At 64.7% G+C, this 24,295-nt stretch carries 22 protein-coding genes; 16 read left to right on the top strand and 6 right to left on the bottom strand.

Features of this window, described 5'->3' with window-relative positions; all coding sequences use genetic code 11:
* Positions 1-140 precede the first annotated feature (140 nt).
* From NRG23_RS19575 to lpdA, 7 genes are all read left to right on the top strand, one after another.
* Positions 141-806 carry a CDP-alcohol phosphatidyltransferase family protein gene (locus NRG23_RS19575; protein ID WP_016703978.1) on the top strand — a complete coding sequence of 222 codons (666 nt, stop codon included), beginning with the start codon at positions 141-143 and terminating at the stop codon, positions 804-806.
* Positions 807-816: 10 nt separating this feature from the next.
* Positions 817-2,574 (top strand): bifunctional alpha/beta hydrolase/class I SAM-dependent methyltransferase, encoded by a 1,758-nt coding sequence (locus NRG23_RS19570; RefSeq protein WP_257371765.1) that lies wholly within the window; start codon positions 817-819, stop codon positions 2,572-2,574.
* Positions 2,574-3,917: a phosphatase PAP2/dual specificity phosphatase family protein gene (locus NRG23_RS19565; protein ID WP_257375081.1), complete on the top strand. Its 1,344-nt coding sequence runs from the start codon at positions 2,574-2,576 to the stop codon at positions 3,915-3,917. Before NRG23_RS19570 ends, NRG23_RS19565 begins: the two co-directional genes overlap by 1 nt.
* Positions 3,907-4,362, top strand: coding sequence for a hypothetical protein (locus NRG23_RS19560; protein WP_038635742.1), 456 nt, complete (start codon positions 3,907-3,909; stop codon positions 4,360-4,362). Before NRG23_RS19565 ends, NRG23_RS19560 begins: the two co-directional genes overlap by 11 nt.
* Before the next feature lie 9 nt (positions 4,363-4,371).
* The gene (locus NRG23_RS19555; RefSeq protein ID WP_038574533.1) at positions 4,372-4,995 is read left to right on the top strand and encodes a 1-acyl-sn-glycerol-3-phosphate acyltransferase; all 624 of its coding nucleotides are present in this window, start codon (positions 4,372-4,374) and stop codon (positions 4,993-4,995) included.
* Between the two features lies 1 nt (position 4,996).
* The gene (locus NRG23_RS19550) at positions 4,997-5,929 is read left to right on the top strand and encodes a phosphatidate cytidylyltransferase (protein ID WP_009051663.1); all 933 of its coding nucleotides are present in this window, start codon (positions 4,997-4,999) and stop codon (positions 5,927-5,929) included.
* Positions 5,930-6,160: 231 nt separating this feature from the next.
* Positions 6,161-7,561 (top strand): dihydrolipoyl dehydrogenase, encoded by a 1,401-nt coding sequence (gene lpdA, locus NRG23_RS19545; RefSeq protein WP_009051664.1) that lies wholly within the window; start codon positions 6,161-6,163, stop codon positions 7,559-7,561.
* Between the two features lie 127 nt (positions 7,562-7,688).
* Here the strand turns inward: lpdA and NRG23_RS19540 are convergent, their stop codons facing one another.
* Positions 7,689-8,162, bottom strand: coding sequence for an Lrp/AsnC family transcriptional regulator (locus tag NRG23_RS19540; RefSeq protein WP_009051665.1), 474 nt, complete (start codon positions 8,160-8,162; stop codon positions 7,689-7,691).
* Positions 8,163-8,307: 145 nt separating this feature from the next.
* Between NRG23_RS19540 and NRG23_RS19535 the strand changes: the two genes are divergently transcribed.
* Entirely contained in the window at positions 8,308-8,934 is a 627-nt protein-coding gene (locus tag NRG23_RS19535; protein WP_028683611.1) for a LysE family translocator, read from the top strand.
* 141 nt (positions 8,935-9,075) lie between these two features.
* Here the strand turns inward: NRG23_RS19535 and NRG23_RS19530 are convergent, their stop codons facing one another.
* Genes NRG23_RS19530 through NRG23_RS19510 form a run of 5 tightly spaced genes read right to left on the bottom strand, consistent with a single transcriptional unit; the run spans position 9,076 to position 14,843 of the window.
* Entirely contained in the window at positions 9,076-9,900 is an 825-nt protein-coding gene (locus NRG23_RS19530; protein WP_257371761.1) for a bifunctional 2-polyprenyl-6-hydroxyphenol methylase/3-demethylubiquinol 3-O-methyltransferase UbiG, read from the bottom strand.
* Positions 9,894-11,051, bottom strand: coding sequence for an acyltransferase (locus NRG23_RS19525; protein ID WP_009051668.1), 1,158 nt, complete (start codon positions 11,049-11,051; stop codon positions 9,894-9,896). Before NRG23_RS19525 ends, NRG23_RS19530 begins: the two co-directional genes overlap by 7 nt.
* Entirely contained in the window at positions 11,048-11,935 is an 888-nt protein-coding gene (locus tag NRG23_RS19520) for a methyltransferase domain-containing protein (protein ID WP_016703971.1), read from the bottom strand. Before NRG23_RS19520 ends, NRG23_RS19525 begins: the two co-directional genes overlap by 4 nt.
* Positions 11,935-13,239: a glycosyltransferase gene (locus NRG23_RS19515; RefSeq protein WP_257371749.1), complete on the bottom strand. Its 1,305-nt coding sequence runs from the start codon at positions 13,237-13,239 to the stop codon at positions 11,935-11,937. The genes NRG23_RS19520 and NRG23_RS19515 overlap by 1 nt, the downstream gene beginning before the upstream one ends.
* Entirely contained in the window at positions 13,239-14,843 is a 1,605-nt protein-coding gene (locus NRG23_RS19510) for a glycosyltransferase (protein WP_257371748.1), read from the bottom strand. Before NRG23_RS19510 ends, NRG23_RS19515 begins: the two co-directional genes overlap by 1 nt.
* A 432-nt stretch (positions 14,844-15,275) precedes the next feature.
* Here NRG23_RS19510 and NRG23_RS19505 point away from each other — a divergent pair, with 432 nt between their 5' ends.
* The 8 genes from NRG23_RS19505 to NRG23_RS19470 are packed head-to-tail and all read left to right on the top strand — an operon-like array spanning position 15,276 to position 24,278.
* Positions 15,276-16,187, top strand: a complete 912-nt coding sequence (locus NRG23_RS19505; RefSeq protein ID WP_101284048.1) for a GDP-mannose 4,6-dehydratase — start codon at positions 15,276-15,278, stop codon at positions 16,185-16,187.
* A complete protein-coding gene (gene gmd / locus NRG23_RS19500; RefSeq protein WP_007924592.1) occupies positions 16,184-17,155 on the top strand; it encodes a GDP-mannose 4,6-dehydratase in 972 nt (323 codons plus the stop codon). Before NRG23_RS19505 ends, gmd begins: the two co-directional genes overlap by 4 nt.
* Before the next feature lie 3 nt (positions 17,156-17,158).
* Positions 17,159-18,601 carry a mannose-1-phosphate guanylyltransferase/mannose-6-phosphate isomerase gene (locus NRG23_RS19495; RefSeq protein ID WP_009051673.1) on the top strand — a complete coding sequence of 481 codons (1,443 nt, stop codon included), beginning with the start codon at positions 17,159-17,161 and terminating at the stop codon, positions 18,599-18,601.
* Complete coding sequence (locus tag NRG23_RS19490; RefSeq protein ID WP_009051674.1) at positions 18,601-19,398, top strand: ABC transporter permease; 798 nt, start codon at positions 18,601-18,603, stop codon at positions 19,396-19,398. The genes NRG23_RS19495 and NRG23_RS19490 overlap by 1 nt, the downstream gene beginning before the upstream one ends.
* Positions 19,398-20,663 (top strand): ABC transporter ATP-binding protein, encoded by a 1,266-nt coding sequence (locus NRG23_RS19485; protein ID WP_009051675.1) that lies wholly within the window; start codon positions 19,398-19,400, stop codon positions 20,661-20,663. The genes NRG23_RS19490 and NRG23_RS19485 overlap by 1 nt, the downstream gene beginning before the upstream one ends.
* Entirely contained in the window at positions 20,660-22,033 is a 1,374-nt protein-coding gene (locus tag NRG23_RS19480; RefSeq protein ID WP_009051676.1) for a glycosyltransferase family 1 protein, read from the top strand. Before NRG23_RS19485 ends, NRG23_RS19480 begins: the two co-directional genes overlap by 4 nt.
* Positions 22,017-23,147, top strand: a complete 1,131-nt coding sequence (locus tag NRG23_RS19475; RefSeq protein ID WP_009051677.1) for a glycosyltransferase family 1 protein — start codon at positions 22,017-22,019, stop codon at positions 23,145-23,147. Before NRG23_RS19480 ends, NRG23_RS19475 begins: the two co-directional genes overlap by 17 nt.
* Entirely contained in the window at positions 23,148-24,278 is a 1,131-nt protein-coding gene (locus NRG23_RS19470; RefSeq protein WP_009051678.1) for a glycosyltransferase family 4 protein, read from the top strand.
* Positions 24,279-24,295: the final 17 nt, after the last annotated feature.

Raw genomic sequence — 24,295 nt, 5'->3', positions numbered from 1 at the left:
AAATTTTCGTCGCTTACCTATGCCTTTATTTGCCATGAGCGCGTCACAAAGCCGGGGAAAACCGCTGCTGCGCTGATGCCAGCCCGCGAGATCTGTGGCCATAATCCGTGGCCCACTTTGTGACAAGGAAACGTCCAGCCATGCTCTCCATCTACCAGCTCAAACCGCGCTTCCAGAATCTGCTGCGGCCTTGGGTCCAGCGCCTGTACGACAACGGCACCACGGCCAACCAGATCACCGTGCTGGCAGGGGTGATTTCGGTGCTGGTGGGGGCCCTGATCGGCAGTTTCGCCAACCACCTCTGGCTGTTCATCCTGATCCCGCTGTGGATGATCCTGCGCATGGCGCTGAACGCCATCGACGGCATGCTGGCCCGGGAATTCGGCCAGCAATCGCGCCTGGGTGCCTACCTCAACGAATTGTGCGATGTGATTGCCGACAGCGCGCTGATCCTGCCTTTCGCGCTAATTGCCGGCGTCAGCCTGCCGCTGGTCCTGCTGGTGACGCTGCTGGCGCTGTTCAGCGAATACGCCGGCGTGCTCGGGCCGATGATCGGCGCCTCGCGTCGCTACGACGGCCCCATGGGCAAGAGCGACCGGGCGTTCGTACTCGGCGTGCTGGCCACCGGCATCGCCCTGGGCTGGCTCAGCGCCGCCTGGATCAATGGCCTGCTGGCGGTGGTCGCCGCGTTGTTGGTCTACACCTTGATCAACCGGGTTCGCCAGGGCCTGCTCGAAGCACGACAGCAAGACGTGCCACAACCAGAAGCACCACAACAAGTGCAGCAAAACGCCCCCTCGGAATAAGGAAGTTGCCATGCGCGAAGCTCTCCACCAGACCTTCACCACTCACGACGGCGTCGAGCTGTTCTACCGCCACTGGCCGGCCACCGCCGCCCCCGCGGACGGCCCGCGCCAGGCCGTGCTGCTGTTCCACCGCGGCCACGAACACTCCGCGCGCATCGCCCATCTGGTGGACGAACTGGACCTGCCGGCCTTCGATTTCTTCGCCTGGGACGCCCGCGGCCATGGCCAGTCGCCCGGCGCCCGGGGCGACAGCCCGAGCTTCGCCACCAGCGTGCGCGACGTGCAGACCTTCTGCGATCACCTGCGGGCCAGCCACGGCATCGACGAAGAACACATGGCCGTGGTGGCCCAGAGCGTCGGCGCGGTGATCGCATCCACCTGGGTCCATGACTACGCACCGCGCATCCGCGCCCTGGTGCTGGCGTCGCCGGCGTTCAAGGTCAAGCTCTACGTGCCTTTCGCCCGCCCGGGCCTGGCGCTGATGCGGCGGTTTCGCGGCAACTTTTTCGTCAATAGCTACGTCAAGGCGCGCTTCCTCAGCCACGACCCGGCGCGGGTGGCCTCCTATGACAGCGATCCGCTGATCACCAAGGCGATCTCGGTGAACGTGCTGCTCGGCCTGTACGAAGCCGCCGAGCGGGTGGTGGCCGACGCCCAGGCGATCCAGGTGCCGACCCAGTTGCTGATCTCCGGCGCCGACTTCGTCGTCCATCGCCGACCCCAGGAGCAGTTCTTCGAGCGCCTGGGCAGCCTGCACAAGGAAAAACACATCCTGCCGGGCTTCTTCCACGACACCCTCGGCGAGAAAGCCCGGGCCCCGGCCGTCGCCAGCGCCCGACGGTTCATCCTGCAGAACTTCGCGCGGCCGCTGAACCGCCCTTCCCTGCTCGACGCCGACCGCCTGGGCCTGACCTGCGCCGAATCCGAGGCACTGGCGGCACCGCTGCCGCATAACTCCCTGCGCGACCTCTACTGGCGCCTGACCCGCGCCAGCATGCGCCTGGGCAGCCAGCTCTCGGCCGGGGTCAAGCTGGGGTTCGACACCGGTTTCGACTCCGGCAGCACCCTGGACTACGTGTACCGCAACCAAGCGACCGGCACCTCGGCCCTGGGCCGGATGATCGACCGCAACTACCTGGACTCCATCGGCTGGCGCGGCATTCGTCAACGCAAGCTGCATGTGGAAGAACTGCTGCGCCTGGCCATGGAGAAATTGCGCGCCCAGCAGCGCGAAGTGCGCATCGTCGACATCGCCGCCGGCCACGGGCGCTACATTCTCGAAGCCTTGCAGGGCGTCAGCCCGCTGCCGGAATCGATCCTGCTGCGCGACTACAGCGACATCAACGTGCGCGACGGCAGCGCGCTGATCGCCGAGCAAGGCCTGGGCCAGATCGCCCGCTTCGTCAAGGCCGACGCCTTCGACCGCGACGACCTCGCGGCCCTGGAGCCCAAACCGACGCTGGCGGTGGTGTCCGGCCTGTACGAACTGTTCGCCGACAACCAGATGGTCAGCGACTCCCTGGCGGGCCTGGCCGCCGCCGTGGAGCCCGGCGGTTACCTGGTCTACACCGGGCAGCCGTGGCACCCGCAGCTGGAACTGATCGCCCGCGCCCTGACCAGCCACCGCGCGGGGCAGGCCTGGGTCATGCGTCGCCGGACCCAGGCCGAGATGGACCAACTGGTGGAGGCCGCGGGATTCCGCCGGATCACCCTGCGCGTCGATCAGTGGGGCATTTTCAGCGTGTCGCTGGCGCAGCGGGTGCAATGATGACGGTCGCCGCGACATACACCCGCGAGCCCGGCCTGCTGAAACCCGCGGTGCTCTGGCTGTTGCTACTGGCGCCGCTGTTTTTCGGCACCTACGGCTTCGCCACCTGGGTCACCTCGCAACGGGCCGAGGTCGGCAGCCTGGTGTTCGACTGGGAGCGGCAGATGCCGTTCTGGGCCTGGAGCATCGTGCCCTACTGGTCGATCGACCTGCTGTACGGCTTTTCCCTGCTGCTGCCCACCAGCCGCGAAGAACTCAAGCGCCACGCCTTGCGCCTGTTGACCGCGCAAGTCATCGCCGTCAGTTGCTTCCTGCTCTGGCCGTTGCGCTTCACCTTCCAGCGCCCGGAGCTGGATGGCCTGTTCGGCTGGCTGTTCGACGTGCTGGCTGGCTTCGACAAGCCGTTCAACCAGGCGCCGTCGCTGCACATCGCGCTGCTGGTGGTGCTGTGGGTCTGCTACGCGCGGCATGTCCAGGGCGCCTGGCGCTGGCTGGTGCACGGCTGGTTCGCGCTGATCGGCGTGTCGGTGCTGACCACTTATCAACACCACTTTATCGACCTGCCCACAGGCGCCCTGGCCGGTTGGCTGTGCGTCTGGCTGTGGCCGCTGGACCGTCCCGGTATGCTGCAGAACCTGCGCCTGGCTCGCGATCGCCAGCGCTGGCGCCTGGCGTTGCGTTATGCCCTGGGAGCACTGCTGTTTGCCATGCCGGCCCTGGCCTTCGCCGCAACCTGGCTGTGGCTGCTGTGGCCCGCCGTGGCCCTGCTGCTGGTGGCGCTGAACTACGGATTGTTCGACGCCAAGGGTTTCCAGAAAGGCGCGGACGGCCGCCTTAGCAACGCCACGCGCTGGCTGCTGGCGCCTTACCTGGCGGCGGCCTGGACCAATTCCCGGCTGTGGACACGCAAGCATCCACAGCCCGACGAGGTTGTGGATAACGTCTGGCTCGGGCGCGTGCCGACCCCGGGCGAGCTGCAGGACAGCCCGTTCAGCGCGGTGGTCGACCTGTGCGCCGAGCTGTCCATGGACGGCCGCCACCTGGCCTATCGCTGCGTGCCGGTGCTCGACCTGACCGCGCCCACCACCACGCAATGCCGCGAGGCCGCGCAAGCCATCGAAAGCCTGCGCGAGCACGCGCCGCTGCTGGTCTGCTGCGCCTTGGGTTACTCGCGTAGCGCCACCGCCGTGGCCGCCTGGCTGTTGTACACAGGCCGCGCCGCCAGCGTCGATGCGGCCATCGTGCAGATCCGTCGCGCGCGCCCGCAGATCGTCCTGCAACCCGCGCACCGCCGGGCCCTGGAGCCTTTATCCACAGCCCAGGGGAAGGTGCATGGCCACTGATATGGAACTGCATGCGGTGGCGAGCCTGTTGCGCCGCGGGCATTCGCTGGACCTGTTATCCACAGGCCTGACACTGCTCGGCGCCCTGCTTGGCCTCGGCCAGTGGTTGCTCGGCGCGTCCGCCCCCTGGGCCATTGCCCTGAGCGTCGCCCTGCTGCTCCTGGGAGTGCTGCAAAAGTACTGGGCGCTGCGGGTGGCCTTCGATGCCGAGTTGTTCCAGCGAGTGGCGGACAGTCCGCTGCCGCTGGCCGAACGCAGCGCCGCGCTGGACCAGGCGCTGAGCGCCCTCGGCCTGCAACCGGCGACCGCCGGCGGCCGCCCGTGGCAACAACGCAGCCGCGGCGCCCTCAACCTGTTGCGTCGCCAGGCCTGGCTGCTGGCGGCGCAAATACTGCTGACATTGGGCTTCATCCTGGCCAGCCCCTGGCTGGCCATCGCCGGATAAGGAATTCTCATGCTCGAACCCCTGGTCGCCACCCTCATCACCTCCGCCGCCCGCACCATCACCGGGGCGCGCAGCCTGTGGCTCGGTTGCGGGCCGCAGGCGGTGCAACGCATCTACTTCGCCAACCACAGCAGCCACGGCGACTTCGTGCTGCTGTGGGCCTCGCTGCCGCCCGCGCTGCGCAAGGTGACGCGGCCAGTGGCCGGCGCCGATTACTGGCAGACCCGCCCGCTGCGCCGCTACATCATCAACCGGGTGTTCAACGGCGTGCTGATCGACCGCGAGCGCAAGGAGCCTGTGGATAACCCCTTGCAGCCGATGCTCGACGCCCTGGCCAACGGCGATTCGCTGATCATCTTCCCCGAAGGCACGCGCAACCTGGAGGAGGAAGGCCTGCTGCCGTTCAAGAGCGGCCTCTACCACCTGGCGAAAAGTTACCCACAGGCCCAGGTGATCCCGGTGTGGATCGCCAACCTCAACCGCGTGATGCCCAAGGGTCGTTTCCTGCCCCTGCCGCTTCTATGCACCACCAGCTTCGGCGCGCCGTTGTCCCTGGAGGACGGCGAAAGCAAAGAGCAATTCCTCGAACGCAGCCGCGCAGCGCTGCTGGCCATGGCCCCGGAGCATTCTTGAGATGGATAGGCAAACCCTGATGTTGTTCGGCGGGATCGGCGCGGTACTGGTGCTGGCCTCGCTGATCGGTTTTCTGCTCAAGCTGCGCACCCGTGGCGCGCCGAGCTCGGTGATCGACAACCTCAACGCGCGCATCAACGCCTGGTGGGTGATGGTGCTGGTGATCGGCGTCGCCTTCTGGCTCGGCACCAGCGCGGTGATCCTGCTGTTCTACGCCGTGTCCTTCTACGCCCTGCGCGAGTTCCTGACCCTGATGCCGACCCGGCGCAGCGACTACCCGGCGCTGGTGGCGGCGTTCTACCTGGCCCTGCCCGTGCAATACCTGCTGATCTACTTCGACTGGTACGGGCTGTTCTCGATCTTCATCCCGGTCTATGTGTTCCTGCTGCTGCCGATCCTCGCGTCCCTGGGCGGCGACAGCACGCACTTCCTGGAGCGTGCCTCCAAGGTCCAGTGGGGGCTGATGATCGCAGTGTTCTGCGTGTCGTTCGTGCCGGCGCTGCTGACCCTGGATATCGCCGGCTACGAAGGGCGCAACCTGCTGCTGATCGCCTACCTGGTGATCGTGGTGCAGATGTCGGATGTGTTGCAGTACGTCTGTGGAAAACTCTTCGGCAAACGCAAGATCGCCCCACGGCTGTCGCCGTCCAAGACCGTGGAAGGTTTTGTCGGCGGCATCCTGCTGGCCTCGCTGATCGGCGGCGCGCTGTGGTGGATCACCCCGTTCACTATCTGGCAGTCGTTCCTGATCGCCCTGCTGATCAACCTGCTGGGCTTTGCCGGCGGCATCGTCATGTCGGCGATCAAGCGCGACCGCGGGGTAAAGGACTGGGGCCACATGATCGAAGGCCACGGCGGCATGCTCGATCGCCTGGACTCGGTGTGTTTCGCCGCGCCGATCTTCTTCCACCTCGTGCGCTACTGGTGGACCTGAACACCCCGCCCCCTCTTCTGTAGGAGCGAAGCTTGCTCGCGATGGCATCGACGCGGTCTTGTCGTTGAATCGCGTTGGCCGCATCGCGAGCAATCGAGCGTCGACCGGCTGCTCCTACAGGAAATGTGAACACCCCTGCTTGACCGCCAGCCCTTTGCACGCCCATATTACGGTCATAATTTTTTGCTCGACTACCTTTAAACCCGTCTTTGCGATCGCAGGAGAACAGCCATGAGCAGCTACGACGTCGTCATCCTCGGTGGGGGTCCCGGTGGCTACAACGCCGCCATTCGCGCCGGCCAGCTGGGGCTCAAGGCCGCCTGTGTCGAAGGCCGCGCCACCCTCGGCGGTACTTGCCTGAACGTCGGCTGCATGCCGTCCAAGGCCTTGCTGCATGCCTCGGAGCTGTATGACGCGGCCATGGGCAAGGAATTCGCCGAACTGGGCATCGAGGTCAAGCCCAGCCTCAACCTGGCCCAGATGATGAAGCAGAAGGATGACAGCGTGGCGGGCCTGACCAAGGGCATCGAGTTCCTGTTCCGCAAGAACAAGGTCGACTGGATCAAGGGCTGGGGCCATATCGACGGCCCGGGCCAGGTCACGGTGACCGACAGCGCCGGCGGCAAGACCCGGTTGCAGGCCAAGGACATCGTGATCGCCACCGGCTCCGAGCCGACGCCATTGCCCGGGGTGGAGATCGACAACCGGCGCATCCTCGACTCCACCGGCGCGCTGTCCCTCGGCGAAGTGCCCCGGCACCTGGTGGTGATTGGCGCCGGGGTGATCGGCCTGGAGCTGGGCTCGGTCTGGCGGCGCCTGGGGGCCCAGGTGACGGTGGTCGAGTACCTGGACCGCATCTGCCCCGGCGTCGATGGCGAAGCCGGCAAGACCCTGCAACGGGCCCTGGGCAAACAGGGGATCGCCTTCAAGCTCGGCACCAAGGTCACTAGCGCCAGCACCTCGGCCAACGGCGTGCAATTGAGCATCGAGCCGGCGGCGGGCGGCACGGCGCAGCTGCTGGAAGCCGACTACGTGCTGGTGGCCATCGGACGCCGGCCTTATACCCAGGGCCTGGGGCTGGAGAACGTCGGCCTGAGCACCGACTCGCGCGGCATGCTCGCCAACCGCCAGCACCGCACCGAGGCCCCTGGCGTGTGGGTGATTGGCGACGTCACGTCCGGGCCGATGCTCGCCCACAAGGCCGAGGACGAGGCCATGGCCTGTATCGAACAGATTGTCGGCAAGGCCGGTGAAGTGAACTACAACCTGATCCCCAGTGTGATCTACACCAAACCGGAGCTGGCCAGCGTCGGCAAGACCGAAGAGCAGCTCAAGGCCGAGGGCCGGGCCTACAAGGCCGGCAAGTTCCCTTTCACGGCCAACAGCCGGGCCAAGATCAACCATGAGACCGAAGGTTTCGCCAAGGTCCTGGCGGACGCGCAGACCGATGAAATCCTCGGCGTGCATTTAGTAGGACCGAGCGTCAGCGAAATGATCGGCGAATACTGCGTGGCCATGGAGTTTTCCGCCTCGGCCGAAGATATCGCCCTGACCTGCCACCCGCACCCGACCCGCTCCGAGGCATTGCGCCAGGCGGCGATGGATGTCGAGGGGATGGCGACGCAGATGTAGAGCCCGGTCCCGCCCCTGTAGCCGCTGCCGCAGGCTGCGATAAGGCCGCAGGCCTTCAGCGATCTTCAGATCCTGCGCGCCCTTCGGTCGCGATCGCAGCCTTCGGCAGCGGCTACAGATGATCGCGTCAGGCCGGTAGATGCCCCAGCGGCAGCGCCCCCGGGGTTTTCACCGTGTGGATCGCGAAGTTGCTGCGGATATCGCTGACGCCCGGCAGTTTCAGCAGGCTGCCGGTGAGAAAGCGGTCGTAGGCGCGCAGGTCCGGCACCACCACCTGCAGCAGAAAGTCCGACTCGCCGGACACCAGGAACGCCGAAAGCACCTCCGGCAGCGCCGTCACCGCCTTGTGGAAGGCTTCGGAATGCTCGTCGGTGTGCCGCTCGACCTTGACCCCGACGAACACCGTCAGCCCCAGGCCCACTTCATCGCGATCGAGGTTGGCCTGGTAGCCGCGAATCACCCCGGCTTCTTCCAGCATCCGTACCCGGCGCAGGCAGGGTGAGGGCGACAGACCGATCTCCTCCGCCAGTTGCACGTTGCTCAGGCGGCCGTCGCGCTGCAGGGCGGCGAGAATCTTGCGGTCGTAGGCGTCCAGTTTCATTTTTGGCATTTTCCGATAGTCACTCCATGTCCAGACGGAAGATTATGCCAATTTCCGCCCTCATGCTGGCTGACTACGCAAGCACCTGCCCTGCCCTTCGGCCCTAGACTCTGGCTACCGAATCGACAACGAAAGGGGTGGCAAGGTGGCACAACTCTGGATGTTTTTCCTGGCGCTGGCGGTGGTCTATCTGCTGCCCGGCCCCGACATGATCCTGCTGCTGCAAACCGGCGCCCGCCAGGGCAAGGGCCTGGCGCTGGCCACCGCGGCAGGCCTGGCAATCGCCCGGGGCTGCCATGTGGCGCTGGCGGCATTGGGCCTGGCCGCCCTGTTCAAGGCCGCGCCCTGGACCTTCGAAGTGGTACGCCTGGGCGGGGCCGCCTACCTGCTGTGGCTTGGCGTGCAGTGCCTGCGGGCCAACCTGCTGCCCAGCCTGCAAAACGGCGAAGCCGCGAGCGCATTGCGCTGGCGCGAAGCGATCCGCCGCGGCCTGCTGACCAACCTGCTCAACCCCAAGGCGCTGCTGTTCTGCTCGGTGCTGCTGCCACAGTTCATCGACCCGCAGGCCGGCCCCGTGGCGGCGCAGTTCGCCAGCCTCGGCCTGCTGCTGGTGCTGGTGGGGTTGCTGTTCGACAGTGCCTACGCCCTGGCCGGCGCCTGGATCGGCCGCTGGCTGGCGCACAACCGCGCCGCCCAGCGGGTCCAGCAATGGCTGTTCGGCAGCCTGCTGATCGGCTTTGCCCTGCGCCTGACCTTCGTGCAACAGGCCTGAACTCTGTAGCCGCTGCCGAAGGCTGCGATAAGGCCGCAGGCCTTCAGCGATCTGCGCCCTTCGGTCGCGATCGCAGCCTCCGGCAGCGGCTACAAAAGCCAGCGTCCTGCCTCATTCAAGCGGGCAAAAGCCCGCGCCGGTTCAGGCCGGCTTGCGGGCAATGATGACCTGGCTCTTGGCGACCACAGCGTCCAGCGCGTGCTTGATCTGCACGCCGCGCGGCGAGTTGAGGATGGTCTGCCAGGTGTTCGCCCACTGGTCGAGCAATGGGTGGTCGGGGTTGCTGAATTCGACCTTGGCTTCCCAGAACAGCAGCATCCACATCGACCAGTAGAAGCCGTACTGGCTATGGCTGAGCACCTCCAGCCCGGCGTCGCTGACCATCCGCTTGAACTGCTCTTCGCTGATGATGCGGATATGGTTGGGCTTCTGGAAATACTCGGGCGCGGCGATGTCCTTTTGCAGGTCCTCGGAGCTCGGGTGCGGCACGCTCAACAGGTACAGCGCGCTTGGCTGGCCGACCCGCACCAGTTCGGAGAGAAACTGCGCCGGGTCGTCCACATGCTCGATGACCTCGGTGGACACCACACGGCTGGCGGTACCGTCGGCGATCGGCAACGGATTGCAGTCGGTGACATGGCATTCGACACCGCGGGCCGGCGTATCGCTCAGGCGCTGGCGCGTCGCCTCGACCTTGGCCGCATCGATGTCGGCAATGATGATCTTCGCCCCGCGCATCGCGCAGTAATGCACGTTACCGCCATCACCACAGCCGACATCCAGCAGGGTGTCCTCGGCCGTCACCGGAAAGCCGGTGAACAACTCGCCGTTTTCCTGGTTGAACCAGCCGCTGAGCATGGCGTCCTGCAGGCCCAGCATGTACGGATCGACCTTGGCCGGCGGCGGTGTCTCGGGCGTCACGGCCGCAGGAGCGCTCGCCGTGAGTTTTTTCAGAAGGCTCAGCATGAAGTGACTCCAGTGGAGGGAACGGGAGAACGGGATGGACCCAGGCGTTGCACCAGCTCGGCGCCCCGATTGCGCAGGGGCAACTCGATGACACGGTAGTTGAGTTCGCTCAGCAACAGCAGCAGGCCCGCGGCGCAGGCCATTGCCAGCAGCGGCTGCTCGTTCAGCCCGGTCGTGCCCAGGGGCGCCAGGCGGAACCAGGCTTCGCGGACCAGCAGAAACACCGGGACATGGATCAGGTAGATCCCGTAGGAACGGCTGCCGACCCAGGCCAACAGGCTTTTCAGCAGGCCGCGGGGCAACAGGTAGTCACGGTTGTAGGAAGCGATCCATACCAACAGCGCGCAGAGCACCGCCAGGGCGCCAACCCGGTAACGGGTGACATTAAAACCATCGGTGGCCAACCAGCCCAGGCCCAGGCACGACAGGATCAACAGCAGCGGGCCGAGCCCCGGATACCGTCCCAGCCACTTTGGCTCCCAGTGCCGGTAGCTGCCGCGGGCCGTCCACAGCGCCAGCAACACGCCGAGGGCCATGGCGTCGGTCCGGATGACCATCAGCAGCGCCGAGCGCAGGGTCAGGATCTGCACCAGTACCAGCGCCAGCAACGCCCAGGCCAGGTACTTGCGGCATAACAGCACCAGCAGCGGCAGCAACAGGTAGAACTGCTCCTCCAGCGACAGGCTCCAGTAGACGAAACTGGCGCCGTACTCATAGTGGAAAAAGCTGTCGGCGAACCGCAAATTGGCAAACTGCAACAGTCCGGCAACCGTGGCCCACAGGTTGGCGTGCAGGCTGCCGAAGGCCCCCGAACGATTGAGAAACAGGGTCGCCAGCAACATCAGCAGCAACCACAACCAGGCCGAGGGCAACAGGCGGAAGGCGCGGCGAATCCAGAAGTCGCGGGTCCGTTGCCAGAACTGCGCGGCGCTGGTGCAGGCGCGCAGTTGCGGGACCAGGCTGCGGGCGATGACAAAGCCGGAGATGGCGAAGAACAGGTCCACACCCCACCAGAACTGGCCGTAGGCCGCGACGCTGCCCAGCCAGGCGAGCCCGTCGCGAAACAGACTGCCTTGCAGATGATGGAACACCACACCCAGCACCGCGATGCCCCGCAGCAGCTCGATGTCCATGATCCGCTTGTCGTTCAAGACGGCTCAGCCACTGCGCCAGACAGCGGCTTGCGGGCGATGATGACCTGGCTTTTCGGCATGAAGCCATCCAGCACCTGCTTGATCGCCAGCCCGTCGGGTTGCGCCAGCAGTTCTTCCCAGGTCCGTGCCCAGCCTTCCATCAGCGCCGGGTACGGCGCCTGGATCCGGTCGCGCACGGCGCCCGGCGGCTCGCGGCCGGCGGCCCGTTCGCTGGCCCAGAAGAAGATCATGCCCATGACCCAGAAAAAGCCCGTGGCCTGCCGGTGTTCGATGACCAGCCCGGCGGCCTCGATCATCTGGCCAAAGCCTTCGCGGGAAAAGATCTGCACATGGTTCGGCGCGCGGTAATAGCCGGGCGGCGCGATGCCCTTCTGCAGATGCTCGCCCACCGGGTCCGGAACGCTGATCAGGTATTGCGCGCCGGGGCGGCCCATGCGCACCAGCTCGGCGAGAAACGGCGCGGGTTGTTCGATGTGTTCCAGCACTTCCATGCACACCACTTTGCTGGCGCAGCCCTGGGCCAGCGGCAATGGCAGGCTGTTGCTGACCAGCCCCAGGGCGGCTACGTCCGATTGCTCGGCGACTTGCCGGGCCAGCTCGCGCACCTTGTCGAACTCGCTGTCGGTAAAAATCACCGAAGCGCCCTGGCGCATGGCGAACAGCGTCGCCACGCCCTCGCCACAGCCGACATCGAGCAGGGTGTCTTCAGCGCTGATGGCAAAGCCCTTGAGCAGCTCGCCGGTTTCAGAACGGAACCAGCCGTCGAGCAGGGCGTCGCGCAAGCCGCAATCGCGGGGAGAAACCGCCACCTTGGGCGCTTCGGCCAGCAGCGGCGCAGGCAACGGCGCGCCCCTGCGCAAACGTCGCAGAAACGCCCGCATCACGTGGGAAGCCCGGGGGTGGCAGGTGCCTTGCGCCGCTCCAGCACCTGCTGGAAGAACTCACCCAGGCGCTGTTCGGCCATGGCCTGGCTACAGAAACGCCGCAGGCTTTCGATCGCATGGGTCGACATCCGTGCATAACGATCCGGGTCCTGCAGGGCGACGTCGTAGCTGGCGCGGTAGGCCCAGCACAGCGAATCCCAGTTGGTGATATAGCGCAGGGTCCGATAGGCGGCCCGCGGATCGTGGGGCCAGGCGGTCAGTTCGTCGGTGGAGTCGACGATGAAGGTGTTGTCGTGGTCGATGTAGTCGGCCATCGCGGTGTTGCACGGCGCCACCGCCGGCTTGCCGCAGGACATGAACTCCATCAGCGGCAGGCACTGCCCTTCGCCGAACGAGGAATTCACCACATAGCAGGTGGCCTCCACCAGCCGCTCGTAGTCCGGATCGGACAGGAAGCCGTGGATCAGCACGATGCGGCACTGGTAGGACTGGTTCTTGTAGAGGTGGTGCAGCATGTCGGCCAGCGCGTTGCCGATATCGTGGTGGGTCAGTTTCAGCACCAGGGTGGCGTCGGCACAGTCGCGAAAGGTGGTGCAGAACGCGCTGATCATGTCCTGCCAGTTCTTGCGCCCGTCGTAGGGGTTGAACACCGAGGTGTAGACCACCCCGTCGAGCAGCAGTTGGCAATCGCGGGCCTGGGTATCGAGCACCAGCGGCGTGCCTTCGCGCAGCGTGCTCGGACCGTAGGCGTTCAGGTCCAGGGTGCGGCTGTCGAGCAACAGACCATGCAGGTTGAGGGTCACCCGGGACGCCCGCGCCTGCTTGCCCAGTTGCTCGCCACGGCGGGCGAAGCGATCCCAGACCGGGGCCGGGATCGCACAGATCGGATAGTCCTCGCCCATCACATCGCGCACCGCTCGCACGGTAAAGCTGGAGTGGGTGATTGCCGCGCCCGCGGTGCCCAGGACCAGCCGCCAGTCATGCCGCGGCTCGCCCTGCCAGCTTTCGGTGGGAATGGTGCTGAACTCCCAGGCGAACACCGGGATGGTCGGGCAGGCGTAGTGGTTGGGCGTGCGATGGGGCGGCGAGAACGACAGGAAAATGCACGCCTCGCCGCGGCTCTGGCAGTCGAAATACAGGCGGTCCACCTGTTCGTCGGGATTGCTGACCTCCAGCACCTGGCCCAGGCGTTCCAGCACCGGCCGGAACTCCTTGAGCACGAAGTAGTAGCTGTATTCGGGACGGCCGAGGTTCTGCTGGATATTGCTCTGGTTGGTTTCCGAATGGATGAGGATCAGCATCAGGCGTTACCCGCCACAGCCAGGGAGGACGCGCCGTCAGCCTCGGTCAACGAGGTCAGGGCGAAGAAGTCCCGCAGGCGCCCCTGCACGCTGGCGAAGCTGCTGTATTCCTGCATGCGCCGGGCCGCGGCCTGGGACATCGACTGGTAGCCCACGGGGTTTTCCTTGGCCATGCGGTAGCTGTCCTGGTAGGCGGTTTTCAACGAGCCCCAGTCCGGGCGGTGGCGCAGGGTGCGAAACAGGATGCGCGAGTCCTGCGGCCAGATCGCCGGCTCCTGGCTGGACTTGACGACGAAGGCCACCTCTTCGTCGATGTAATCCAGCATGGCCGTATGCAGCGGCGCGATCACCGGTTTGCCACAGGCCATGAACTCCATCAGCGGCAGGCACAGGCCTTCGCAGCGCGAGGCGTTGACGTAGAAACTGGCCGCGCCGTACAACCGGGCGAATTGCTCGTCGTCCAGATAACCGTGCATGGCCACCACCCGACAGCTGAACGGAGACAGCTGCGACAGCAGGGTCAGCATTTCGACGTAATAGGTCGACAGGTCGTTCTGGGTCATCTTCAACACCAGGGTGGCGTCTTCGGTGTCACGCATCGCCCAGCAGAACGCGGTGATCAACTGATGCCAGTTCTTGCGGCCGTCGTCGGGGTTGAACACGCTGACATAGACCACGCCATCGACCTGGAACTCCACCTGCTGGTCGGTGGCCGGGAGGACGGCCTGGGGATGTTCTGGTTCTGGCTCAGGCGCAGGTGGCGCTGGCACAACGTGCTCCGGGCCTGGCTTGGCCATCAGCGCCCGCAGGCGTTCGGGGACCCGGTCACGCAACCCCTCGCGGTAGCATTCACGAATGTAGTGCTTGCTGATGAACAACGGCCGGCGCCATTCGCCGCCGGCCAGCGCCCGATACCATTCGCGCAGATAGTGCTTGGCGATGAACAGCCGGCGCCTGGCGGTCAGCGGCGGGGCTGCGACGATTTCGGCCTCGACTTCGACTGGAGCAGGAGACGGTGGCACTTCTTCCAGTACCGGCGCGATCAGGCCATCGGCGGAAAGCCCCAGCGTCCGGCTGTCGATGATGCAGCCCTTGATTTGCAAGGTAGTGCCGGCGTTGACCGGGACGTTGGGGTATTGCCCGCGGACGCCGTCGAAGCGCTCCCACAACGGGGTAGGCAGCACCAGCACCGGGAAATGCTCACCCAGCACCCGCCGCACCGCCCGGGCCGTATGGCTGGACAGGGTGATCACCCGGCCATGGCGGCCAAGGGTGCGGCTCCAGTCCTGGTGCGGGTCGTTATCCCAGTATTCGTGGGGGATCGAATCGAACTCCCAGGCCACCACGCACAGGGTCGGGCAGTCCAGGTCGGCCGGGGTTTTCTGGGGTGGGGTGAACGAAAGAAACAGGCTGTCTTCGCCCTTGAGCCGCAGCTCGTGATACAGCCGATCGACCTCGGCGGGCGTCTGCACCACATGAACGCGCCCAAGGCTTTCCAGCACCGGGCGATAGGCCTTGAGCACGAAGTAATAGCTGTATTCCGGACGCCCGAGGCTCTGGCTGATGGAGCCGTCGTTCACATCCGAATAAAGAATGAAATTCATGGCATCTCACGATGAAGCCGCCATCCTGGCACCTTCACACAATGACGGTAGAGCCATGGCACCACGCCAGTGTTGGTGGGCGTGCATCCATCGTTCTCATGCCCGTCTACGTTCTTGTTCTATTGGTCAGTTTTGCATGGCGCCGAGACAGCCATCCTGATCGTTTTTGGGTCGAGACGAGGGGCATTCTAAACACATCCGTTTAAGATTCGGGAACCTCAGAACAAGATTTTTCCTATGCTGGAAAACGAGAACTTACCGGTCACGGTAGGACTTATTGAAATTGCCGCGCAATTGGCACAGATTGACTGCCAAACAACTACAACAAGCTTCGTCAATAGAAAGGCCCTGGGAAATAGCAGAGTTTTCGTATTTCTCACACGAATTATGTGTCCAAATATTGCCGAAGCCTCCGTCTAAAGAGGCTGCTGCTTGAAAAAGCGTCTGTTTGTAACGGGCCTGAATGGATTCGTGGGACGTCATCTACGCTCCCGCCTGGGCGCTGCCGATTCAGGCTGGGAACTGTTGCCCGCGCCGCCCTTCGACCTGACCCAACCGCAAAGCCTGCAAGACCTGTGGCCCGAGTTGCCGGATGCGGTGATTCACCTGGCTGGCCAGACCTTCGTCCCCGAAGCCTTCCGCGATCCTGCCCGGACCTTGCAGATCAACCTGCTGGGCACCCTCAACCTGTTGCAAGCGCTGAAAGCCCGTGGCTTCAGCGGCACCTTCCTGTACGTCAGCTCCGGTGACGTCTACGGCCAGGTCAGCGAAAACGACTTGCCCATCGACGAGCGCCAGCCGCCCTCCCCGCGCAATCCTTATGCGGTGAGCAAGGCCTCGACCGAACTCCTGTGCCTGCAGTGGGGCATGAGCGAAGGCTGGCCCGTGATGGTGGCCAGACCGTTCAACCATATCGGTACCGGTCAGCTGGACAGCTTCGCCGTCGCCAGCGCCGCGCGCCAGATCGCCCGGATCAAGCACGGCCTGCAGGCACCGCGGCTGGAGGTCGGCGATATCGACGTCACCCGCGATTTCCTCGATGTCGCTGACGTGGTGAACGCTTACCTGGCCCTGTTGCGCAGTGGCGTGCCGGGCCAGGTCTACAACATCTGCTCCGGCCGGGAGCACAGCATCCGCAGCCTGATCCAGCAGTTGGCGGACATCGCTCAGGTCGAAATGGAACTGGTTCAAGACCCCGCCCGTCTGCGACGGGCAGAACAGCGTCGTGTCTGTGGCAGTCACGCCAGGCTGCAAGCCGTCACCGGATGGACGCCCGAAACCACAATAAAACAATCCCTGCGGGCGATCCTGTCCGACTGGGAGTCACGGGTACGACAAGAATGACAAAAAGTGCACTGATCACAGGGATCACCGGGCAGGACGGCGCCTATCTGGCCAAGTTGCTGCTGGACAAGGGCTATCAGGTTCACGGACTGGTGGCGCGACGCAGCAGCGACTCGCGCTGGCGCTTGCGTGAGATGGGTATCGAGGGCGAGATCCGCTACCTGGATGGCGACATGGCCGACGCCTGCTCCGTGCAACGGGCGGTGATCAAGGCGGCGCCCGACGAACTCTACAACCTGGCGGCGCAAAGCTTTGTCGCCGCTTCCTGGGACCAGCCGGTGACCACCGGCATCGTCGACGGGCTGGGCGTGACCCACCTGCTCGAGGCGATCCGCCAGTTCAGCCCGCACACCCGCTTCTACCAGGCCTCCACCAGTGAAATGTTCGGCCTGATCCAGGCCGAGCAGCAGGACGAAAATACCCCGTTCTACCCGCGCAGCCCCTACGGCGTGGCCAAGCTCTACGGACACTGGATCACCGTGAACTACCGCGAGAGCTTCGGCCTGCATGCCAGTAGCGGCATCCTGTTCAACCACGAATCGCCCCTGCGCGGCATCGAGTTCGTGACCCGCAAGGTCACCGACGCCGCCGCCCGGATCAAACAGGGCAAGCAGCAGGAGCTGCGCCTGGGCAACATCGACGCCAAGCGCGACTGGGGATTCGCCGGCGACTATGTCGAAGCCATGTGGCTGATGCTGCAACAAGGCAAGGCCGATGATTACGTGGTAGCCACCGGCGTCACCACCACCGTGCGCGAGATGTGCCAGATCGCCTTCGAACACGTCGGCCTGAACTACCGTGACTACGTGAAAATCGACCCGGCGTTCTTCCGCCCCGCGGAAGTCGACGTGCTGTTGGGCAACCCGGCCAAGGCCCAACGGGTACTCGGCTGGAAACCCAAGACCCATCTGGAAACCCTGATCCGCATGATGATGGATGCGGACATGAAACGCGTCGCCAAGGAGTAAGGCATGCTGATTCCAGTGATTCTTTCCGGCGGTGCCGGGACCCGCTTGTGGCCGGTTTCGCGCGAAGGTCATCCCAAGCCCTTCATGATCCTGCCCGACGGCCAGAGCCTGCTGGGCAAGACCTACCGCCGCGCCGCCGGGTTGCTGGCGGGCAGCGGCGACATCGTCACCGTGACCAACCGCGACCACTTCTTTCAAAGCAAGGATCACTTCCAGGCCGCCCGGCTGGATCGGCACCTCGGGCATTTCATCCTCGAACCTTCGGGCCGCAACACCGCCCCGGCCATCGCCATCGCAGCCCTGGCCGTGCAGGCCCGGCATGGTGACCAAGCGACCCTGGTGGTGATGCCCGCCGACCATCTGATCCGCAACGAAGAAGCCTTCAAAAGCGCGGTCGCCCATGCCGCGCAACTGGCCGAGACCGGGCATCTGGTTACCTTCGGCGTGACCCCGAACGCGCCGGAAACCGGCTTTGGCTATATCGAGTCGGGCGACGCTCTCGACGACCAGGGCGCCGCCAGGGTGCTGCGCTTCGTGGAAAAGCCCGACCTGAAGACCGCCTTGGGCTACCTCGAAAGCGGCCGGTTCCTGTGGAATTCCGGCCTGTTCTGTTTCACCGTCGCCACGCTGCTGGAGCAGCTGCAACAGCACGCCCCCGAGCTGCTGGAACTGGGCCGCGCCTGCCTGGCCGCAAGCACACCGGTGGAAACCGGGCGCATCCTCCAGCATGAATTGTCGGCGGAACATTTCGCCGAGATGCCGGACATTTCCATCGACTACGCGCTGATGGAGGTTTCGGACCAGGTCGCGGTGGTGCCCGCCCGGTTCGACTGGAGCGACATCGGTTCCTGGGGCGCGATCAGCGCCCTGGTCGACGCCGATGCCCAGGACAACCGCGCCACCGGCGAAGCCCTGTTCATCGACAGCCACGGCAACTTCGTGCAGAGCGAGGGCCGGATGATCGCCACGGTCGGCGTCGACAACCTGATCGTGGTCGAGACCGCCGACGCCATCCTGGTGGCTCACGCCGACCGCGCCCAGGACGTGCGCCAGGTGGCCCGGCAGCTCAAGGACCGCAACCACGAGTCCTATCGCCTGCATCGCACGGTCAGTCGGCCCTGGGGCAGCTACACCGTGCTGGAGGAAGGCCCGGGCTTCAAGATCAAGAAAATCGTGGTCAAGCCGGGCGCGGCGCTATCGCTGCAGATGCACCACCATCGCAACGAACACTGGGTGGTGGTCAAGGGCACGGCCATGGTCACCAACAACGGCGACGGCTCGCACCTGGTCAACAGCAACGAATCCACCTTCATCGCCGCCGGGCACAAGCATCGACTGGCGAACCCGGGGGTGATCGACCTGGTCATCATCGAAGTGCAGAGCGGCGAGTATCTGGGCGAGGACGACATCGTCCGCTTCGAAGACCAATACGGCAGGACGGCCTGATGCTGCTCAATCTGTACCGCTCGCTGCGCAGCTACCGGGGCTTCATCCTCGGCAGCGTGCAGCGCGAGTTCCAGGCGCGTTATCGCAACTCGCTGTTCGGCGCCTTGTGGACCGTGCTCAACCCGCTGTCGATGATCGTCGTCTACACGGTGATCTTTTCCCAGGTGATGCGCGCCCGCCTGCCAGGGGTGGAGGACGGCCTGGCCTACAGCGTCTACCTGTGCGCCGGACTGCTGACCTGGGGCCTGTTTTCCGAGCTGACCCTGCGCAGCCAGAGCATGTTCCTGGAAAACGCCAACCTGCTGAAGAAGATCAGCTTCCCGCGCATCTGCCTGCCGGTGATCGTGCTGCTCAACGCCGGCATCAACTTCGCGATCATCCTCGGCCTGTTCCTCGGCTTCCTGCTGATCACCGGGCGCCTGCCGGGCCTGGCGCTGCTGGCGCTGATCCCGCTGCTGCTGTTGCAGGTGCTGTTCTGCACCGGCCTGGGGATGATCCTCGGGGTGCTGAACGTGTTCTTCCGCGATGTAGCGCAGTTTTTCGGCATCTTCCTGCAGTTCTGGTTCTGGCTGACCCCCATCGTCTACCCCATCAGCATCCTGCCCGAGTCGATCCAGCGCCTGCTGGCGCTCAACCCGCTGACCGCGCTGATGCACAGCTACCAGAACCTGTTCCTGTACGACCAGTGGCCGCAATGGAGTTCGCTGACCCCGATGCTGGTGATCAGCCTGCTGTTCTGTGCCATGGGGCTGCGGCTTTTCCGCCAGCGCGTCGGTGAAATGGTGGATGAGCTCTGATGGGACATATACGCGTCAGCGGCCTGGGCAAGGCCTATAAGCAGTACCCGAACCGCTGGAGCCGGCTGTTCGAGTGGATGATTCCGTTTTCCAGGCCGCGCCATCACCTGCACTGGGTGCTGCAGGGCGTCGACTTCGAGATCGAGCCGGGCCAGGCCGTGGGCATAGTCGGGGTCAACGGCGCCGGCAAAAGCACCTTGCTGAAAATGATCACCGGCACCACCCAGCCGACCTGCGGCGAGATCCACCTGCGAGGCCGGGTGGCGGCGTTGCTGGAGTTGGGCATGGGCTTTCACCCGGACTTCACCGGGCGCCAGAACGCGGTCATGGCCGGCCAGCTGCTGGGCATGCAGGTCGAGGAAATCGAAGCCCTGATGGCAGAAATCGAAGCCTTCGCCGAAATTGGCGAGGCCATCGATCACCCGGTACGCACCTATTCGAGCGGCATGCAGATGCGCCTGGCGTTCAGCGTGGCCACGGCCCGGCGCCCGGACATCCTGATCGTCGACGAGGCACTGTCGGTGGGCGACGCCTACTTCCAGCACAAGAGCTTCGAGCGCATCCGCAGCTTTCGCCGCGCCGGCACCACCCTGCTGATCGTTTCCCACGACCGCTCGGCGATCCAGTCGATCTGCGACACCGCGATCCTGCTCGAGCAGGGCCGTGTGGCCATGCACGGCAAGCCGGAAGAGGTGATGGACTACTACAACGCCATGCTCGCCGAACGCGAAGGCCAGACGGTGCGCCAGGAAATGCTCGCCAACGGCCAGGTGCGGACCATTTCCGGCACCGGCGAAGCCGGGATCCTCAGTGTGCACCTGCGTGACGAGCGCGAGCGCTCGATCGAAATGGCCGAAGTCGGCCAGCCGGTGGTGCTGGAAGTACAGGTCGAGGTACGCCAGGACATCGAACGGCTGGTACTGGGTTTCATGATCAAGGACCGTCTCGGCCAGCCCATGTATGGCATCAACACCCATCGCCTGGACCAGGCCCTGACCGACTTGAGCGCCGGCGAGAAGATCACCTTCCGCTTTGCCTTCACCATGGGCCTGGGCAAGGGTAACTACTCGGTGGCCCTGAGCCTGTCACGGCTGGATTCGCATCTGGATCGCAACTTCGAATGGCGCGACTACGGCCTGGTCTTCCACGTCATCAACAACCGCCAGGAAGACTTCGTCGGCTGTTCCTGGCTGCAGGCGCGGACCAGCATTGTCCGCTCACCGTCGCAGTCCACCCAGTCAATGCCTCAGCGAGCCGCTCCATGACCCGACTGTTGATTGAATGCACCTATGTGTTCGAACACCCCGAGACCAACTCGGGCATCCAGCGTGTGGTGCGCAACGTTATCCGTGAACTGCCCGCGGCCGATGCCTCGGTCGAATGCATTCCGGTGGTCATGCTCAAGGGCCAGCTCTTGCGGGTATTGAGCCTGAAGCCGTTGAAACCCGAGCGCTGGAACCTGATGGGGTTGCGGGTGCGCCTGGAACAGATGGCCAACGTCTTCTGGCTGCGTCACCGCACCCTGGAGCGACGCAAACCCTTCGATTCCTACCTTGCGCGCCGCTTCCTCTATGTGGCGTGCCGCTTGACCGCACTGGTCTGCTTCAGCATTCCGTTGCGGCTGTGCAACCGGTTCCTCAACACCCGGGAAATCCCCCAGCGCTGCGTACCGCTGCAACATCAACCGGGCGATCAACTGGTGTTGCTGGACTCATCCTGGCATGCCGACTTCTTTCCCCTGGCCGAACAACTCAAGCGCGATGGCGTGGGTATCGTCTCGGTGATTTACGACCTGATCCCCCTGACCCACCCGCAGTTCTGCGACGCCGGGCTGGTCCGGGTGTTCAACCATTGGTTCGACTGGATAGCGCGCACCGCCGACGGCTACATCGCCATTTCCGCGACGATCCGCGACCAGGTCCGCGAAGAGATGCTCCGCCGGGTCGGGCGCCAACAGGTGGCACAGCGCTGGTTCGACTATTTCCACCTGGGTTCGGAACTGGACCAGTGCAGTGAAAACGCTCGGATCAACCCGGACCTGGCCCAGCTGTTCAAGGGCCAGGCAGCGGTCTTCCTGATGGTCAGCACCATCGAACCCCGCAAGAACCACGGGTTCCTGCTCGACGCCTTCGAGCGCGTCTGGGCCAGCGGTTCCCAGGCTCGCCTGTGCATCGCCGGGCGCATCGGCTGGAAGTGCGAGGCGCTGATCGAGCGGATTCGCCGGCACCCGGAGTTGAACCGGCGCCTGTTCATGTTCAACTCCCTGGACGACAACAGCCTGGAGTACGCCTATTCCAAGGCGACGGCGCTGGTGTTCCCCTCCTATGTCGAAGGGTTCGGCCTGCCTCTGGTGGAGGCCATGCAGCGCGGCTTGCCCGCCATGGGCAGCGACATCCCGGTATTTCGCGAGATCGGCGGCGAGTTCATGGCCTATTTCGACCTGAACAATCCGCAGAGCCTGGCCGACCTGGTCATCCAGCAGGAAACCAGCGGCGTGTTTCCCGCGGCCCGCCATGTCGATGACTGGCGCTGGCTGGGTTGGCGAGAAGCCAGTACCCAACTGGTCGAACGCATTGTGTTCCACAGGAACCACGCCCCCTCGGTCATGGAGACGCACGATGCGGATAGCCCTTAACGCGCGCATTCTCCAGTCGCCCCGCACCGGTATCGGTCATTACGTAGCGGAACTGGCCTCGGCCCTGGTCACCGAACAGGGGCTGGAGTTGTCACTGTTCCACGGCTGGGGCTGGAGCCCCGAGCTGCCGGCGGCGGCCATGCCGGGTTACTCCCAAGTGGCCCCTTGGCTGCGACAGATCCCCGGGGCCTACCAGGCCCGGCGCTGGCTGGAACAGCGACGCTTCGACCAGGGGCAGCCTGCAGCGATCGATCTCTACCATGAGCCCAGCCTGTGGCCGCTGGAGTTCGAAGGCCCGACCGTGATGACCCTGCATGACCTGACTCACCTGCATTACCCCTCGACCCAGCCGCCGGCCCGCTTGAAGGAAATCGAGCGGCGTCTTGGCGCAGGCGTGGAACAGGCGCGACTGATCCTGACGGACTCGCAGTTCATCGCCGATGAAGCCCAGGACTATTTCGGCCTGCCGCGCGATCGCTTTGTCGTGGCGCCTCTGGGCGTCGCCCCGCGCTTCCATCCACGTGAGCATGCCGAGCTGGAACACAGCCTCGCAGTCCATGGCCTGCAGCCTCAAGGCTACTTCCTGTGCGTCGGCACGCTGGAACCACGCAAGAACCTGTCCCAGGCCCTGCAGGCCCACGAACAGCTGCCGCCAGCGCTGCGCCAACGTTATCCGTTGCTGATCGTCGGCATGGCGGGTTGGGAGCAAGGACAATTCAGCGACACCCTGCAAAAGGCTTTGGCCAGCGGCCATGTACGACTGCTGGGCTACCTGCCGGACGAACAGGTGGCGCAGTTGGTGGCCGGAGCCAGGGCGCTGATCTTTCCATCGCTGTATGAAGGCTTCGGTCTTCCGGTCCTGGAAGCCATGGCCAGTGGCACACCGGTGGTAGTGACGCGGCGTTCGGCCATGCCGGAAGTCGCGGGTCTGGCCGGCAATTATGTCGAGCCTGGCGATGTGCATGGCTTGAACAGCACTATGCTTCGCTTGATCGACGATGAGCCCCATTGGCAGGCATGCCGCGAAGCGGGTTTGCAACAAGCCGGGCGGTTTTCCTGGAGGCACTGCGCGCAGATCACCGCGCGCACCTACCGTCAGGCTATAGGAGGCTGAATGCGGGTCTTACATTTCTTCAAAACCTATTTGCCTGACTCGGTCGGCGGTATCGAACAGGTCATCTTCCAACTCTGCGAAAGCGGCGCCCAACAGGGTATCGAAGGCCAGGTCCTGACCCTCAGCGCCGACCCGCACCCCGCGATACTCAAGCTCGGTCAGCATGAGGTGCACCGGGCCAAGCTCGACATACAGTTCGCCTCCACCGGTTTCTCCTACAGCGTGTTCAAGCAGTTCCGCGAAATGGCTGCCGAAGCCGACGTGGTCAACTACCACTTCCCCTGGCCGTTCATGGACCTGGTGCATTTCGTGAGTGGCATGAACAAGCCCTGCGTGGCCACCTACCACTCCGACATCATCCGCCAGCGCCATTTGCTCAAGCTGTACCGGCCGTTGATGAATCGCTTCCTGGGCAGTGTCGACCGGATCGTCGCCGCGTCGCCGAACTACCTGCACACCAGCGATGTGCTGCAGCAATTCCCGGACAAGACCCTGGTCATCCCCTACGGCCTGAACAAGGCCGGTTATCCACAGCCCGATAGCGAACGCATGGCCCGGTGGCGCCAGCGCCTGGGCGAGCGTTTTTTCCTGTTCGTCGGGGTGATGCGTTACTACAAGGGCCTGCACATCCTGCTCGATGCCCTCAAGGACGTGGACTACCCGGTGGTGATCGTCGGCGCCGGCCCGCTCGAGGCCGAGCTGCATGCCCAGGCCGCGGCCCTGGGCCTGCGCAACCTGCATTTCCTCGGCCGCCTGGGGGATGAAGACAAGGTGGCCTTGCTGCAACTGAGCTACGCCATCGTCTTCCCTTCGCACTTGCGCTCCGAGGCGTTTGGCATCTCGTTACTCGAAGGCGCGATGTACGGCAAACCAATGATCTCCAGCGAGATCGGTACCGGCACCAGCTATATCAATATCCATGGCGAAACCGGCCTGGTGGTGCCGCCCAGCGATCCCCTGGCCTTCCGCGCCGCCATGCGCCAGCTCTGGGACAACCCGGAACAGGCCGCGCAAATGGGCCTCAAGGCCGAAGCCCGTTACCGGCAGCTGTTCACCGCCGACGAGATGGGCCGCAGGTGGAGCGAGCTGTACCAGGAGCTGCTGGAGGAAAAAGCCCTGTCCTACGCCTGAGGTTGCGTTGTAGGAGC

Origin of the sequence: Pseudomonas sp. T8, from assembly GCF_024610635.1 — a bacterium.
GTDB lineage: Bacteria > Pseudomonadota > Gammaproteobacteria > Pseudomonadales > Pseudomonadaceae > Aquipseudomonas > Aquipseudomonas chlororaphis_I.
The sequence above is the reverse complement of the archived record's forward strand: the minus strand, read 5'-3'. Positions and strand labels throughout refer to the sequence as shown.